Annotated in this window: 14 protein-coding genes and 1 pseudogene; 13 read left to right on the top strand and 2 right to left on the bottom strand. The window is 65.7% G+C overall.

Going from position 1 to position 14890, the window contains the following annotated elements:
• From K0O62_RS27410 to K0O62_RS27370, 9 genes and pseudogenes are all read left to right on the top strand, one after another.
• Positions 1-1434 carry an MCE family protein gene (locus K0O62_RS27410; RefSeq protein ID WP_073857374.1) on the top strand — a complete coding sequence of 478 codons (1434 nt, stop codon included), beginning with the start codon at positions 1-3 and terminating at the stop codon, positions 1432-1434.
• A 19-nt stretch (positions 1435-1453) separates the two neighbouring features.
• Positions 1454-2482 carry a virulence factor Mce family protein gene (locus tag K0O62_RS27405; RefSeq protein ID WP_073857277.1) on the top strand — a complete coding sequence of 343 codons (1029 nt, stop codon included), beginning with the start codon at positions 1454-1456 and terminating at the stop codon, positions 2480-2482.
• Positions 2479-3738, top strand: coding sequence for an MCE family protein (locus tag K0O62_RS27400; protein WP_079244281.1), 1260 nt, complete (start codon positions 2479-2481; stop codon positions 3736-3738). The genes K0O62_RS27405 and K0O62_RS27400 overlap by 4 nt, the downstream gene beginning before the upstream one ends.
• Positions 3735-5045, top strand: a complete 1311-nt coding sequence (locus K0O62_RS27395) for an MCE family protein (RefSeq protein ID WP_073857275.1) — start codon at positions 3735-3737, stop codon at positions 5043-5045. Before K0O62_RS27400 ends, K0O62_RS27395 begins: the two co-directional genes overlap by 4 nt.
• Before the next feature lie 8 nt (positions 5046-5053).
• Positions 5054-6178, top strand: coding sequence for an MCE family protein (locus K0O62_RS27390; protein WP_165636999.1), 1125 nt, complete (start codon positions 5054-5056; stop codon positions 6176-6178).
• 1 nt (position 6179) lies between these two features.
• Positions 6180-7631, top strand: a complete 1452-nt coding sequence (locus K0O62_RS27385; RefSeq protein ID WP_073857273.1) for an MCE family protein — start codon at positions 6180-6182, stop codon at positions 7629-7631.
• On the top strand, positions 7595-8143 hold the full coding sequence (locus K0O62_RS27380) for an Rv1363c family protein (RefSeq protein ID WP_073857272.1): 549 nt from the start codon (positions 7595-7597) through the stop codon (positions 8141-8143). The genes K0O62_RS27385 and K0O62_RS27380 overlap by 37 nt, the downstream gene beginning before the upstream one ends.
• A 48-nt stretch (positions 8144-8191) precedes the next feature.
• On the top strand, positions 8192-8764 hold the full coding sequence (locus K0O62_RS27375) for an Rv1363c family protein (protein ID WP_234800162.1): 573 nt from the start codon (positions 8192-8194) through the stop codon (positions 8762-8764).
• Positions 8765-8892: 128 nt separating this feature from the next.
• Positions 8893-9358: pseudogene (locus K0O62_RS27370) on the top strand (CAP domain-containing protein); the annotation flags it as partial.
• A gap of 23 nt (positions 9359-9381) precedes the next feature.
• Here the strand turns inward: K0O62_RS27370 and K0O62_RS27365 are convergent.
• Positions 9382-9792 (bottom strand): nuclear transport factor 2 family protein, encoded by a 411-nt coding sequence (locus K0O62_RS27365; RefSeq protein ID WP_073857270.1) that lies wholly within the window; start codon positions 9790-9792, stop codon positions 9382-9384.
• 152 nt (positions 9793-9944) lie between these two features.
• Positions 9945-10139 carry a ferredoxin gene (locus K0O62_RS27360; RefSeq protein WP_073857269.1) on the bottom strand — a complete coding sequence of 65 codons (195 nt, stop codon included), beginning with the start codon at positions 10137-10139 and terminating at the stop codon, positions 9945-9947.
• Positions 10140-10295: 156 nt separating this feature from the next.
• Here K0O62_RS27360 and K0O62_RS27355 point away from each other — a divergent pair, with 156 nt between their 5' ends.
• The 4 genes from K0O62_RS27355 to K0O62_RS27340 all read left to right on the top strand — a co-directional run bounded on the left by K0O62_RS27355 (position 10296) and on the right by K0O62_RS27340 (position 14877).
• Positions 10296-11540, top strand: a complete 1245-nt coding sequence (locus K0O62_RS27355; protein ID WP_073857268.1) for an aromatic ring-hydroxylating oxygenase subunit alpha — start codon at positions 10296-10298, stop codon at positions 11538-11540.
• Positions 11537-12988: an aldehyde dehydrogenase gene (locus tag K0O62_RS27350; protein WP_073857267.1), complete on the top strand. Its 1452-nt coding sequence runs from the start codon at positions 11537-11539 to the stop codon at positions 12986-12988. Before K0O62_RS27355 ends, K0O62_RS27350 begins: the two co-directional genes overlap by 4 nt.
• Positions 12989-13016: 28 nt before the next feature.
• Positions 13017-14138, top strand: a complete 1122-nt coding sequence (locus K0O62_RS27345; RefSeq protein WP_073857266.1) for an NDMA-dependent alcohol dehydrogenase — start codon at positions 13017-13019, stop codon at positions 14136-14138.
• A 61-nt stretch (positions 14139-14199) separates the two neighbouring features.
• The gene (locus K0O62_RS27340) at positions 14200-14877 is read left to right on the top strand and encodes a response regulator transcription factor (protein WP_079244867.1); all 678 of its coding nucleotides are present in this window, start codon (positions 14200-14202) and stop codon (positions 14875-14877) included.
• Positions 14878-14890 lie beyond the last annotated feature (13 nt).

Below are 14890 nucleotides of genomic sequence, written 5' to 3'. Positions count from 1 at the left end.
ATGAACAACAAGAGTCTGTACGCGCGGGTGCACCCCGCCCTGTGGTCGGTGTTCCTGGTCGTGGTGGTGACCGCCGTGGTCCTGCTCAGCGCCGGCCTGTTCGCGGGAACCTTCCGCACCTTTGTCCCGGTCACGCTGACCTCGGACCGTGCCGGCCTCGTCATGGAGTCCGGGGCGAAGGTCAAGATGCTCGGTGTTCAGGTCGGCCGGGTGGCCGGCATCGAGGGCGGCCGGCACCCGGTGAGCCTCAAGCTGGACATCTTTCCCGACCAGGCCTCCGCGATCCCGTCCAACGTGCTGGCGGAGATCCGCGCGACGACGGCCTTCGGCGCCAAGTACGTGGAGCTGATCCCGCCGGAGGATCCCAGTCCGAAGGGACTCGTGTCGGGTGCGGTACTGCACTCTCGCAACGTCAGCACCGAGGTCAACACGGTGTTCCAGAGTCTGATGGGCGTGCTGGACCGGATCGACCCGGCGAAGCTGAACGCGGTCCTCGGCGCCTTCGCCGAGGGTGTGCGAGGCCACGGGGAACGCATCGGCGAGGCGACCACCGCCGCCAATGAGGTGCTGCTCGCCGTCAACCCGCGGATGGGGCAGGTTGCGGAGAACTTCCGGTCCCTGAGCGCCTTCGGTGATACGTATTCAGCAGCCGCCCAGGACATCGTGTCGACCATGGATGCCGCGAGCACCACCAGCGTGACCATCACCGACAAGGCTGCAGAACTGGATGCACTGCTGCTCAGTGTGATCGGTTTCGCCAGAAGCGCAACGGAGTTCTTGGAGCCCAACAAGGAGAACTTCGTCAACGCGGTCAACATCCTCGAGCCGACGACAGATCTGCTGTTGAAGTACAACCCCAGCTACACCTGTCTGCTGGTGGGCACCAAGTTCTTCCTCGACAACGGCGGCTACCGAGCATTCGGTGGAAATGGGCGGACCGAGATCGCCGATGCCGCACTGCACTTCGGTAAGGACCCATACAAGTTCCCGGAGCACCTGCCCATCGTCGCGGCGAAGGGCGGCCCGGACGGCAAGCCCGGGTGCGGATCACTGCCCTACACCCACCTGAACTTCCCGGTGCGCCAGCTGGTGACCAACACCGGGTGGGGAACCGGCGTCGACATCCGCCCCAACCCGGGGATCGGCAGCCCGTACTGGGTCAACTGGCTGCCTGCGACACGTGCGGTGCCCGAGCCGCCCAGCGTCCGGGGCGACGGACCGCCTGCCATCGGTCCGGTGCCCTATCCGGGCGCACCGCCCTACGGCGCCCCGCTGTTCGGTCCGGACGGGGCACCGCTGTGGGCCGGCCCGCCGCACGGGGCGCCACCGCCCCCGGTGCCGGGTGTACCGAACCCCCCGCCGCCCTACGGAACCGGCCCGGGACCGAACCCCGGACCTCCGCAGCCAGTTTCACCTCCGAGCGTGACGGAATGACCGACAGAGGGATGACGCGGTGAGAGACAAGCTCAGTGGCGTGATCTGGCGCCTGGGACTCTTCGTGGTGGTCTGCCTGCTCGGTACCTTCGCGCTGTTGACGATCTTCGCGCAGCTCCGTTTCCAGAAGGAGAACACCTACCGCGCCGACTTCACGAATGTGAGTGGCCTGCAGGCGGGTGACTTCGTCCGTATCGCGGGCGTCGAGGTCGGCAAGGTGAAGAACATCACCCTCAACGACCAGCGTCTGGCGGTGGTCGAATTCAGCGCAGACGACACGGTGATCCTGACCGAGGGCTCGGAAGCAGCTGTGCGTTACGACAACCCGATCGGCGGACGCTTCCTGGAACTGCGCGAAGGCGCCGGGCCCGTTCAGCGACTCGCGCCAGGACAGGTGATCCCGCAGGACCGCACCGAACCGGCTCTGGACCTCGACGCTCTGATCGGCGGGTTTCGTCCGCTGTTCCGTGCGCTCGATCCCGAACAGGTGAATCTGCTCACCGGGCAGTTGATCGACGCGTTCCAGGATCAGGGGGCGACCATCAGTTCGTTCCTTGCCCAGACCGCGACCCTGACCGACACACTGGCCGACCGTGACGCCCTGATCGGCCAGGTCATCGGCAATCTCGATTCGGTGCTGGGCTCGCTGGGCGATCAGGGTGACCAGTTCGCCAAGGCCGTGGACTCGCTGTCGGAGCTGGTCGAAGGCCTTGCCGACCGCAAGACCGACATCAGCGATGCCATCAGGTACACGAGCGCCGTCTCCGGGTCTGTGGCCGACATGCTCAGCCAGGCCCGGGAACCATTGAAAACCGTGGTCTCGCAGTCGGATCGAGTGAGCGGCCTGGTCGTCGCCGATCATGAGTACGTCGACAACCTGCTCAACACACTGCCCGACGCCTACCAGCGCCTGGCTCGGCAGGGCATGCACGGCGACTACTTCTCGTACTACATCTGCGATCTGCTGCTCAAGGTCAATGGCAAGGGCGGCCAGCCTGTCTACGTCAAACTCGCCAGTCAGAACACGGGACGGTGTGCACCGAAATGAAACACTTCTCCGAACGCAATCCGGCGATCATCGGGGTGGTCGGTGTGGCGTTGGCAGCCGCGGTGACGGTGGCGGCACTGCAGTACAAGCGGTTACCTTTCTTCGACACCGGCACCGAGCACTCGGCGTACTTCGCCGAAGCGGGCGGACTGAAGACCGGCGCCGCAGTGCAGGTGGCCGGCCTGCGGGTGGGTGAGGTCGAGGGGGTCGACCTGGACGGCACCAGTGTGGTGGTCACGTTCAAGGTGGACAACGGCGTCGATCTGGGCGACCGCGCCGAAGCCGCGGTGAAGACCAAGAGTCTGCTCGGAGCCAAGATTCTGGAGATCACCCCACGCGGGGACGGCGATCTCTCCGGACCCATACCGTTGGACCGCACCACGTCGGCATACCAATTGCCGGACGCCCTCGGCGATCTGGCCGACACCATCGGTGGGCTGCACACCGACCAGCTCAACGAATCGCTGACGACGCTGGCCCAGACATTCCAGAACACCGCGCCCGACCTGCAGGCGGCCGTCGCGGGCGCGGCCCGCTTCTCACAGACCCTCAACGAGCGGGATGCGCAGCTACGCGGGCTCCTGGAGAACGCCAACAGCGTGACCGGCATCCTCGCCGAACGCACCGACCAGGTGGTCGGCCTGATCACCGATTCCAATGTCCTGCTTGCACAGCTGCGGACCCAGAGCTCCGCCCTGGACCGCTTCTCCGGCGACATCTCCGCGTTGTCCCAGCAGGTTTCGGGACTGGTCGCCGACAACCGGGAGACACTGCGGCCGGCGCTGGACAAGTTCAACGGTGCCCTCGCGATCGTGGAGGGCCGCAAGGAACGGATCCAGAAGGCCATCAAGTTGCTGAACTCCTACGCCATGTCGCTGGGCGAATCGGTGGCCTCGGGCCCGTACTTCAAGGCGATCCTGGCCAATGTGCTACCCGGCCAGTTCATTCAGCCGTTTGTCGACGCGGCGTTCTCTGATCTGGGATTGGATCCGAACGTTCTGCTGCCCACCGAACGGATCGACCCCCAGGTGGGCCAGAAGGCAACCCCGGCGCTGCCCATCCCCTTCCCGCGGACCGGGCAGGGTGGTGAGCCCAGACTCACGGTGCCCGACGCGATCACCGGTAATCCGGGCGATCCTCGCTATCCCTATCGCGAGCCGCTGCCCGCCCCCGCGCCGGGCGGTCCGCCGCCCGGGCCGCCGGCGACACTGCCGGACGCGCAGGCGCAGACCCCGAACGACGGAGCACAACAATGAGTGGGCGCACCATGAATCTTCGGGCCGCGCTGGCGATCGCCGTGGTGGTGTCCGTGGTTGCCGGCGTGGTCGTGGCGATACGGATGGTGCCGACGGTCGGGCGCACCCATGTGGTGGCCTATTTCGCGAACAGCAACGGCATCTTTCCCGGGGATGAGATACGGATGCTGGGTGTCCCGGTCGGCAAGATCGACACCATCGAACCGCAACCCGACCGAGCGAAGATCAGCTTCTGGGTGAGTTCCAAGTACAAGGTTCCGGCCGACGTACAGGCGGTGATCATATCGCCACAGCTGGTTTCGGCGCGCGCCATCCAACTGACCCCGGTATTCACCGGGGGACCGGAATTCCCGGACAACGGGGTGATTCCGGAGGATCGCACCGCGGTTCCGGTGGAGTGGGACGACTTTCGTGAACAGCTCGAGACCCTGACCGATACCCTGCAGCCGACCGGGGCAGACGGGGTGAGCCCGCTCGGCGGTTTCATCAACACCGCCGCAAACAACCTGCGCGGCCAGGGCGCCGACATCCGCGATACGTTGAGTAAACTGGCGCAGGCGTTTTCGGCGCTCGGTGATCACAGCACCGACATCTTCGACACGATGCGGAATCTGTCGATCCTGGTGACCGCCCTGAAATCGAGTACGGATCTGATGGGTCAGCTCAACCGGAACCTGGCCACCGTCACGTCGGTCCTGGCCAACGACCACGATGAATTCGGGCAGGCCATCAGCGACATCTACACCGCTGCCGATGACGTCCAGGGCTTCGTGGCCGAGAACCGCGAGGCGCTGGGTACATCATCGGACAAGCTCGCCTCGATCACGACCGCCGTCGACGAGAGCCTCGGGGACGTCAAGCAGGCTCTACACGTCCTGCCCAACGGGCTGCAGAACTTCGTGAACATCTTCCAGCCCGGCAATGCCGCAGCCACCGGGATCCTGGCCGCCAACAACTTCGCCAACCCCATCTCTTTCCTGTGTGGAGCGCTGCAGGCGGCGTCTCGTCTCAATGCCGAGCAGTCGGCGAAGTTGTGCGTCCAGTATCTGGCGCCGATAGTGAAGAACCGTCAGTACAACTTCCCGCCGATCGGTCTCAACCCGTTCGTGGGCACCATGGCGCGGCCGAACGAGGTGACTCACAGCGAGGATTGGCTGCGGCCCGATTTCCGTCCCGAGCCGCCGGCGAGCGTACCGCCGGCCGCCGAGAGTGACACCACCGCCGAGGCCGCACAGCCCGGACCGCCTCCGACCGATCCTGCGGCGGGACTGCCCGGACTGATGGTTCCTGCCGGAGCGGGCTCATGACCGGCCGGATGCCTCGATCCGCCGTGGCGGCGACGCTGCTGGTCCTGGCCGTGGGACTGTCAGGGTGCGGCTGGCGGGGCGTGAACTCGCTGCCACTGCCCGGTACCGAAGGGGGCGGCCCCGGTGCCTTCCAGGTGCAGGCCCAATTGCCTCAGGTCACCAACCTGGAGCGGAATTCCCGGGTTCGGGTGGGCGACGTCACGGTCGGCAACGTCAGCAACATCGAACGGCAGGGCTGGCATGCGCTGGTCACCATGACGCTCAACGGCAACGTGGAACTGCCCGCGAACGCAACGGTCAAGATCGGCCAGACCAGCCTGCTGGGCACGTTGCACATCGAACTCGCACCACCGGTCGATGAGGAGCCGAAGGGCAAGCTGCAGAACGGATCTCTGATTCCACTGGAGAACGATGCCAGCTACCCGACCACCGAGCAGACGCTGGCCGCGGTGTCCATGCTGTTCAACGGCGGCGGTCTGGGCCAGGTCCACGACATCACCCGGGCCTTCAGTACTGCCTTCAAGGGCCGTGAACAGGACATGCGCAGCTTCCTGGAGCAGCTCAACCTCTTCGTCGGGGAGCTCGACGGCCAGAAGCACGACATCATCGCGGCCACCGACAGCCTGAACGCGGTGAGCGGGCAGTTCGCCGCCCAGAAACCCGTCGTCGACAAGGCGCTGCAGACCATTCCGGACGCGTTGGCGGTGATCAACGACGAGCGTGGGGATCTGACGGAGGCGTTCGCCGAGTTCGGGGAGTTCAGCGAGTTGGCGGCCGATGCGGTGAACCGGAGCAAGGACAATGTCGTCAGGGAACTCGACGACGTCGGCCCGGTACTGAAATCGCTCGCCGACGCCGGGCCCTCGATGACGCGGTCGCTGAGTTACCTGTCGACCTATCCGTTCCCGAAGGAGACCATCGAGAACTGGGTCCGCGGAGACTACGTGAACCTGACCGGCATCTTCGACCTCACGCTCAGCCGGATCGACGCGGCCATGTTCACCGGCACCCGGTTCGAAGGCAAGCTGACCGAACTGGAGATGCGGTGGGGCCGGACGATAGGTCAACTGCCCAGCCCGTACACCGCCGGAAACCCGCTGATCGTTCCCTACCACCGGAATCAGGGGTCCTGACATGATTCTGACCAGGCGGATCAAACTCCAACTGCTGGTGTTCTTCTCGATCGCGTTGGTCGCCGGAACCGTGATGGTCTTCGGTTACATCAAGGCCCCGACACTCATCTTCGGCGTGGGCCGGTACACCGTCACCGTCGAACTCCCGCGTGCCGGTGGTCTCTACGCGGCCGGCAACGTCACCTACCGGGGGACGGAGGTCGGCCGGATCAAGAGCGTGGACCTCGTGAACGGCCGGGTGCACGCGGTGATGTCGTTGAACTCCGATATCCCGATCCCGTCGGACCTGGACGCCGAAGTGCACAGCCAGTCCGCGATCGGGGAACAGTTCATCGCTCTTCTGCCCCGCAACGGCACGTCGCGGCCGCTGCAGGACGGGGACGTCATACCGATGGACCGCACCACCGTGCCGCCGGACATCAACGGTCTGCTGGACGCCACCAACAGGGGGCTGCAGGCCATCCCGCGAGACGACCTCAGCACCGTGCTCGAGGAGAGTTACCAGGCCTTCGGCGGTATGGGGCCCGACATCGCCCGGCTCGTCAAGGGCACCACCGCGTTGGCCATCGACTCCCGGGCGAACCTGGAGTCCATCACCTCGGTGATCGACAACAGCCAGCCCGTGCTGGATTCCCAGACGCAGACGGCGGATTCGATCCAGGCGTGGGCCGCGAACCTGGCGTCCATCACCGGATCGCTACAAGACCACGACGCGGGTGTGTCGGGCTTCCTCACCGCCGGTCCACCGGCGGCCGATGAGGCCCGTGCGCTCATGGAACGATGGCAACCGACCCTGCCGGTACTGTTGGCGAACCTGGTCACCATCGGAAACGTCGGGGTGGCCTATCAACCGGCCATCGAACAGTTACTGGTACTGCTGCCCCAGGGTGTCGCCAGCATGTCGGGCAGCGCCGTGATGTTGCAGGACGTCAAGACACCCTTCAACGGAACACTGTTGAACTTCAACCTCAACCTCAATGCGCCGCCGACGTGTTCGACGGGATTCCTTCCGGCATCACAGATTCGGCCACCGAGTTTCGAGGACGCTCCCGACGGGCCGCCGGGAGACCGTTACTGCCGGATACCGCAGGACTCACGCTTCACCGCGGTGCGTGGCGCCCGTAACTATCCGTGCCTGACTCGGCCCGGCAAGCGGGCACCCACCGTCGAAATGTGCGAGAGCGATCACGAGTACGTGCCGCTCAACGACGGCCACAACTGGAAGGGTGACCCGAACGCCACGCTCAGTGGTCAGGATGTCCCTCAGCTCTCGCCGGCTCCCGGTCCGGCACCGGAGGTGTCGCCACCGGCGATCGCCACGGCGCTGTACGACCCGGCGACCGGGTCCTACATCGGACCGGACGGAAAAACCTACACCCAGAGTGATCTCAGCCAGAATGCACCGAAGGACAAGACGTGGCAGACGATGCTGACGCCGTCACCCGCCAACTGACGGAGGGTGCCGAGCCCGATCGCGCTGGTGCACGTCCGGTTCGGGCGGCACTGATCCTGGGCCTGGTCATCGTGGCGGTACTGGGCGGACTGATCGGTTGGCTCGGCGTGCGGTCCGCTGCCACGAATGACCTGGCGGCGCAGCGAGAACTCTTCCTCAGTACGGGTCGTCAAGGCGCGTTGGACCTCACGACCATCGAGGCATCCGACGCCGACGCTGCGGTACAGCGGATTCTGGACTCGTCGACGGGCGCGTTCCACGACGATTTCAAGAACAACTCGGGCCCCTTTCTCGAGGTGCTGAAAGAGACCCGATCGTCCTCGCGCGGAACGGTCACCGAAGCGGCCGTGGAGTCCCTGTCGGAGGATCGGGCGCAGGTGCTGGTGACGGTCGGAATCAAGACAGTCACGCCGGGCGAACCCGATCAACCGGAGCGGTTGTGGCGGATGCGGATCGGCGTACAGAACTCCGGCGACGGAGCGAAAGTCTCCGAAGTCGTCTTTGTGAACTGACCCGCGAACCCACGGACCGCGGCTGAGGTAATGGACGGAGTGCTGACGATGTCGATCGACGCTGATCTCGGTGATCGCGAAACAGTGGTGCCCGAAGACGAGGAAGCCGAGCATCGGCCTGCCGCGGCACGACGCAGGATCGGCACAGCCGGCGTGGTGGCCTACGGGCTGCTGCCGGCACTGGCCCTGACGCTCACGCTGGCCGCCGGGTATCTGAAGTGGCAGGAGTCGACGGTGCAGGGCGCCGAGCTTGCGCAGACCGAGTCGCTGCAGGCGGCCAAGGACGCGGTCGCCGCGTTGCTGTCCTATCAACCGGATACCGCCGAGCAGGAGTTGGCTGCCGCTCAGAATCTGCTCACCGGCGACTTCAAGGCCGAGTACGCCAGACTCACCGAGGAGGTGGTGATCCCGGCTGCCAAACAGCAGAAGATCGGTGCACAGGCCACGGTGCCGGCGGCCGCCTCGATATCGGCCGCGCCCGACCACGCCGTGGCGTTGGTGCTCGTCAATCAGACGGTCACGGTCGGTGCCGACGCGCCGACCGACACCGCCTCGAGCATCCGGGTGTCGATGCAGAAGGTCGACGGACGCTGGCTGATCTCGGATTTCACCCCGGTGTGAGTCATGAGGCGGACGCCGACCAGAGAACTGTTCAATCCGGGTAGGGAGATCGTGTGCTGAGTTCGAAGACGCCGCCGAGTTGGAGATCTGCACTGGCAGCAGGCGTCGTGCTTTGCGCCGCTGCGGGATTGGGCACCCCGGCCGCGCGGGCGGACAACGTCCGGTTCAACAACAGTGTGGTGGGGAATGTGTATACCGTGCAACGGCAGGCAGGTTGCACCGGTGAACTCCGTCCGAGCCCGCAGCTGCGCCTGGCCGCCCAGTGGCACGCCCAGGACCTGATACGGAACCGGCAGCTCGAGGGGGACACCGGCACGGACGGGTCCACACCTCAGGATCGCGCTCACGCGGCCGGTTACCGCGCCGTGGTCGCCGAGACCGTGGCCATCCATCCTGCTCTGGCGATGAGCGGGATCGAGTTGATCAACCGGTGGTATCACGACCCCGTCCAGTACGCGATCATGGCCAACTGCGCGAACACCGAAATGGGCGTCTGGTCGGAGAACAACCTCGATCGAACCGTCGTGGTGGCCGTGTACGGAAGGCCGTAGACCGTCCACGACATCGCCCCGCCTGCGGGGACAGATCACAGGCGGGGCGATGTCAGTGCAAATAGGTCAGACGTCAGCAGCTTTCGGGGCCGGAGTCAGCATGGCCGCGGTGTCCAGGTAGAACGGACGTGATGAGATGAGCCGGCGGTCACGGACCTCCCACACCTCACCCAACGGCATCTCGATGGCTTGGTCACCTTCGAGTCCCTGCCACACCACGCTGCCCAGCGCCAGCACCAGATCGCCTCCGGCCAGGAAATGGTCCATCTTGAGGGTGGTGAAGTCGACGTACTGGGAGATGGACTGCACCAGACGCTGATTGGCCTCCAAGCCGCGGTGCTCGCCGCCGAAGGGGAGCGAGTCGGCCTCGTAGGTGACGAAGTCCTCGTTCATCGCGGCGAACAGGGGCGCAACATTGCCTTCGGCGACAGCTGCGTAGAGCTCCTGGATGAACTCACGGTTTTCGGCTTCGGACATGGCTGGCCTTTCTTCTGACACGTGGTGGCTGGTGCGCAGACGCACTCGGCTTCGATGCAGCCGGCGATCTCCACGAACATAGCGGCGGCCGCCGCGGACTGTCAATGTAGGTATTGACAAGTTTGCCGATGCGTGCGCGGCGACCCGGCGGGTCACTCCGATCGGATGGCGAGCGCGCCCTCGGGGCAGGCCGCCACGGCGGCACGCGCGTCGTGCTCATCGCCCGGCGCGAGCTCGTGCTCGGTCAGTGTCGAGTATCCGTCGTCGTCGATCGGAAAGAGTGCGGGATTGACTGCGTAACAAAGGCCATGTGCCTGACATGTGGGTCGGTCGAGTCGAATCTTCATGAAAACGCCGGACTCCTGTTCGGGTGGGTCGGGGTGACTGCATACTGCGCCGCGGGGCTGTGGCGAAAGCGCCGGAGTGGATCCAAACAGTCCACCCCGAGTGGCGTCAATAGTGCTATTGACGGACGTTGCCGAGGAGCGGTAGCGTAACCCGGCATGACCATCGAGTCCGCCACGAACACCGGTGATCTCCCGGAACGGACACGCCGGGCACTGACGCTGCGCCACATCGAACATGTGCGGGCGGGCACCACGGACGTACACCCCGACGGCGCCCGCCTGGTGCCGGCCAGTGAGTATCTGGATCCCGACGTGGCGGCCGCCGAGCGGGCGCTGATGCGCACCGTGCCCCTGGTGGCCGCACTGTCCAGCGAGCTGCCGGGTCCGCGGACCTATCGCACCGAGCTGCTGCAGGACGTCCCGGTGATGCTGATCCGACAGGACGACGGGTCGGTCAAAGCCTTCCTGAATTCCTGTTCGCACCGCGGGGCCAAACTGCTCGAGGGTGCAGGCCAGATCCAGAAGCGGATCAGCTGTTCCTACCATGCGTGGACCTATGGTCCGGCCGGCGAGTTGCGCTCGGTGACGCAGCCTGCCAAGTTCGGCGCTATCGACTTCTGCGACAACGGGCTGGTGGAGTTGCCCTGCGCGGAGCGGCACGGGTTGATCTTCGTGGTGCTCGATCCCACGATCGAGATGGACATCGACGTGTTTCTCGGTGACTTCGCCGTTCAGCTGCAGATGTGCGACCTGGACGTCTTCGCCGTCGAAGAACTGCAGAATCTGCCGCACGGTGTCAACTGGAAGGTCGCCCTGTGCGGCTACCTGGAGAGCTACCACGTCAAGACGGTGCATGCCCGAACCTTGGCCCCGTCGTTCATCGGCAACGTGTCCACCCACGACGCATTCGGACCGGAGGGGCGTCACCTCCGGACCACCTGGTCGATGAACGTGGTCACCGAGATGGCCGCGGCGCCCGACGTGGAGACGGTGCTCGACGGACTCGAGGCCGCTCCGTACAACACCGTGCTCTACTTGTGGCCCAACACCATCATCACCGCACCGGATTTCGTCGGGATTCGATTCATCACGCGGGTGTTCCCGGGCCGCGAACCGAATGAACAGTTGACCGACAACCGAATCATGCTGCCGGCCGACATGTCCGCCGACGAGCGGGCCGCGATCGGCCCGTTCTACGAAGGGGCCAGGGTGGCGCTTGCCGAAGAGGACTACGCGCAGGTGCCCGGGATCAACGCGGCGGTGCAGAGCGGGTTCCGTGACAGCTTGCTCATCGGTGAGAACGAGCCGTCGGTCACCGAGATGCACCGCAGTCTGGCCCGTGCCACCGGGCGCCCCGACCCAGACCAACCCGCACCAACCGCGCAGAGGAGTGTTCGATGACGTCAGTAATGGACCAGAAGTCCGTCCCCGCTTTCGAGAAGTTGTATGTGGGCGGGGAATGGGTCGAACCGGCCGGCGATGCGCACATCGAGGTGATCTCGCCCAGCACGGAGGAGGTCATCTCCCGTGTCCCGGAGCCCACGCCGGCAGATGTCGACCGTGCGGTGGCAGCTGCCCGCGATGCGTTCGCCGGACCCTGGCGCAAGACGAGCCCGGAGGAACGCAGTCAGCTGCTGAACCGGATCGCCGACGAGGTCGAGAAGCGGGTGCCCGAATTCGCCGCGGTGTTCGCCGCCGAGATCGGTGCCCCGGTGGCACTCGGCGGGCCCCTGCACGGGATGGCCGTGCAGATGCTGCGGCAGGCCGCCGGTCTGCACGAGCGGGTGGCCTTCGTCGAGGACCGCGTCGACGGTGACGCCAATGTCAGCATCGTCCGCGAGCCCGTCGGGGTGGTGGGCGCGATTATTCCGTGGAATGCACCCGTCGGCGGCGCCGCATTGAAGCTGGGCTCGGCGTTGGCGGCCGGCTGCACGGTCGTCCTGAAGCCGGCGCCCGAGGGACCGCTCACGACCTACATGCTGGCCGAATGCCTGGAGGCCGCCGGCGTGCCCGAGGGCGTGGTCAGCATTCTCCCGGCCGGACGCGAGGTCGGCGAACACCTCGTCAGGCATCCGGACGTGGACAAGGTCACCTTCACCGGCAGCACCGAAGCAGGCAAACGTGTCGGCAGCCTGTGCGGTGAACGCATCGCGCGGGTCTCCCTCGAACTCGGTGGCAAATCCGCGGCGATCATCGCCGACGACGCGGAACTCGGCGATGTCCTGCCGACGCTGTTGGCCGGCGGCATCGGCCACTCCGGACAGATCTGCGCGGCTCTGACCCGGGTGCTGGTTCCCCGTTCGCGTGCCGCGGAATTCGCCGAAGCGATGGCCTTCGCCATGAGCGGGATGGTGGTGGGCGATCCGTTCGATCCGGCGACCATGCTGGGACCGCTGGCCATGGAGCGTCAGCGCAACCGGGTGGAGAGCTACATCGAGATCGGCCGCCAGGAAGGCGCGAAGATCGCCTGCGGCGGGGGCCGACCGGCGCACCTGGACAAGGGATTCTACGTGGAGCCCACGCTGTTCACCGATGTCGACAACAGCATGCGGATTGCTCGTGAAGAGATCTTCGGTCCGGTCATCTCGATGATCTCCTACGACAGCATCGACGAGGCGATCGATATCGCCAACGACTCGCCCTATGGGCTGTCGGGGTCGGTTTACACCAATGACCAGCAGATCGCCAAGCGTGTGGTCAGCGAGGTGCGTACCGGCCAGATCTTCGTGAACAGCCACGCCGTCTGCGCGTCTCAGCCTTTCGGCGGGTTCAAACAGTCCGGGCACGGCCGGGAAGGCGGTCCGGAAGGGATCGCGGCGTACCTCGAAACCAAGATGATCCAGTGGTGACAAGCGATTCCAGGCAGAGGAGAACCGTATGAAGACCAAAGGCGCATTGCTCTGGGAGCCGGGCACCAACTCCGGCTGGAGCGTCGAAGAGATCGAGATCGACCCGCCCAAGCAGCACGAAGTATTGGTGAAACTGGCCGCCTCGGGAATCTGCCACAGCGACAACCACTTCGATGACGGAGTGATCCCGATCCCGTTCGCCCCGTTGCTGGGCGGCCACGAGGGCGCCGGCGTCATCGTCGAGGTGGGACCGGGGGTCACCGACCTGGCCGTCGGCGATCACGTGGTGATGTCGTTCCTGCCGGCCTGCGGGCACTGCGACTTGTGTGCGTCCGGCCGTGGCAACCTGTGTGTGCTCGGCGCGGGGATCCTCGGCGGTGTCGCGCCCGATGGAACGCACCGCGTGCACGCGCGCGGTCAGGGCGTGGGATGCATGTCCTACCTGGGTACCTTCGCGCCGTACGTGTGCGCGCCCCGCAATTCGGTCACCAAGATCGGCAAGGACATCCCGTTGGACAAGGCCGCCCTGATCGGCTGCGGGGTGCCGACCGGTTGGGGTTCCTCGGTCTACGCGGCCGATATGCAGCTCGGTGACACTGTTGTCATCCTCGGCATCGGCGGGGTCGGGATCAACGCGGTCCAGGGTGCGGTGCACAAGGGCGCCCGCGACATCATCGCGATCGACCCGGTGGCGTTCAAGAGGGACAAGGCCAAGGAATTCGGCGCCACCCACGCAGTGTCCAGCATCGAGGAAGCGGCGCCGATTCTGGCGCAACTGACGAATGGCCAAGGGGCCCATCGGGTGATCATCACCGTCGGCGTGCTGGCCGGCGATCTGCTGGCCGGTGCCGAAGCGATGACTCGCCCCGGCGGGGTGATGGTGCTGACCTCGGCGGCTCCAGCGACACAGATGGACGTCCAGATCAACTTGTTCTCGGTGGCCATGTCCGGAAAGCGACTGCAAGGCTCGCTCTACGGCGACACCATCGCGCGCAATGACGTCCCGCGGATCTGCGATCTGTACCGCGGCGGGAAGCTCAAGCTCGACGAGCTCATCACGCAGACCTATCGACTCGAAGACATCAACCAGGCCTTCAGCGATATGAAGGACGGTAAGAATCTGCGCGGCGTCATCGTCTACGACGACTGACTTCAGTTTTGGCGCGAGAGCTGTCGCAGTCGACGGTTGCTCGATCAGGAAGGGTATCTCCATGTCCACGGAAGGGCGCGATGCCGGTTCGGTCGGCCTCGTCGGCACCGGACCGGATGCGCGCACACCGTTGCTCGATCACATTGGGCCGCAGCGGGTTCTGGTGGTCGACGAACATCCGTTGTTGGGCGCCGGCGTGCGTGCAGTCCTGGCGGGACAGCCGTGGGTGGCCACCTGCCTGGTGGCGGCGTCTGCGGCCGCCGCCTGGCAGGTGGTGCAGCGGCGTCGGCCCCAACTGGTCCTGATCAGTACCTCCTTGGCGGGGCGGTCGGGCTTCACCCTGTGCCGCACGCTGGCGGAGCGGATGCCCGAGATCAAGGTGGTGTTGATGTCGGAGGAAGCACCCCTGTCGGCCGCGTTGGCCGTGAAACACGGGGCGGTGGCCTCCCTGCCGAAGCTGATGCCGTCGGAGGCGATGGTCGACGCGATCAGACGTGTCGCGGAGGGTGGCCGGGCGTTCCCGAAGCCGCCGACCGTCGCCGCGGCCCGCCTGTCCAGACGTGAACTCGATGTTCTGCAGCACGTCGCCTCCGGGCTGAGTAATCCGGAAGTGGCGACGCGGCTGAACTTGTCGCGGTGGACGGTCAAGCAACACGCGAGTGCCGTCTATCGGAAACTGGGCGTGCGCAATCGTGCGGAAGCCGCCAGTCGGGCTCAGCAACTCGGTCTCATCGCATGACGTAAGGCGTTGG

The organism is Mycolicibacterium diernhoferi (genome assembly GCF_019456655.1).
GTDB classification, from domain to species: Bacteria; Actinomycetota; Actinomycetes; order Mycobacteriales; family Mycobacteriaceae; genus Mycobacterium; species Mycobacterium diernhoferi.
The sequence above is the reverse complement of the archived record's forward strand: the minus strand, read 5'-3'. Positions and strand labels throughout refer to the sequence as shown.

Excerpts from the sequence above, each read along its gene's own strand:
- K0O62_RS27375 (WP_234800162.1), top strand. The coding sequence starts at position 8,192 with ATGTCGATCGACGCTGATCTCGGTGATCGCGAAACAGTGGTGCCCGAA.
- K0O62_RS27400 (WP_079244281.1), top strand. The coding sequence starts at position 2,479 with ATGAAACACTTCTCCGAACGCAATCCGGCGATCATCGGGGTGGTCGGT.
- K0O62_RS27345 (WP_073857266.1), top strand. The coding sequence starts at position 13,017 with ATGAAGACCAAAGGCGCATTGCTCTGGGAGCCGGGCACCAACTCCGGC.
- K0O62_RS27355 (WP_073857268.1), top strand. The coding sequence starts at position 10,296 with ATGACCATCGAGTCCGCCACGAACACCGGTGATCTCCCGGAACGGACA.
- K0O62_RS27410 (WP_073857374.1), top strand. The coding sequence starts at position 1 with ATGAACAACAAGAGTCTGTACGCGCGGGTGCACCCCGCCCTGTGGTCG.
- K0O62_RS27395 (WP_073857275.1), top strand. The coding sequence starts at position 3,735 with ATGAGTGGGCGCACCATGAATCTTCGGGCCGCGCTGGCGATCGCCGTG.
- K0O62_RS27350 (WP_073857267.1), top strand. The coding sequence starts at position 11,537 with ATGACGTCAGTAATGGACCAGAAGTCCGTCCCCGCTTTCGAGAAGTTG.
- K0O62_RS27385 (WP_073857273.1), top strand. The coding sequence starts at position 6,180 with ATGATTCTGACCAGGCGGATCAAACTCCAACTGCTGGTGTTCTTCTCG.
- K0O62_RS27340 (WP_079244867.1), top strand. The coding sequence starts at position 14,200 with ATGTCCACGGAAGGGCGCGATGCCGGTTCGGTCGGCCTCGTCGGCACC.
- K0O62_RS27390 (WP_165636999.1), top strand. The coding sequence starts at position 5,054 with ATGCCTCGATCCGCCGTGGCGGCGACGCTGCTGGTCCTGGCCGTGGGA.
- K0O62_RS27360 (WP_073857269.1), bottom strand. The coding sequence starts at position 10,139 with ATGAAGATTCGACTCGACCGACCCACATGTCAGGCACATGGCCTTTGT.
- K0O62_RS27365 (WP_073857270.1), bottom strand. The coding sequence starts at position 9,792 with ATGTCCGAAGCCGAAAACCGTGAGTTCATCCAGGAGCTCTACGCAGCT.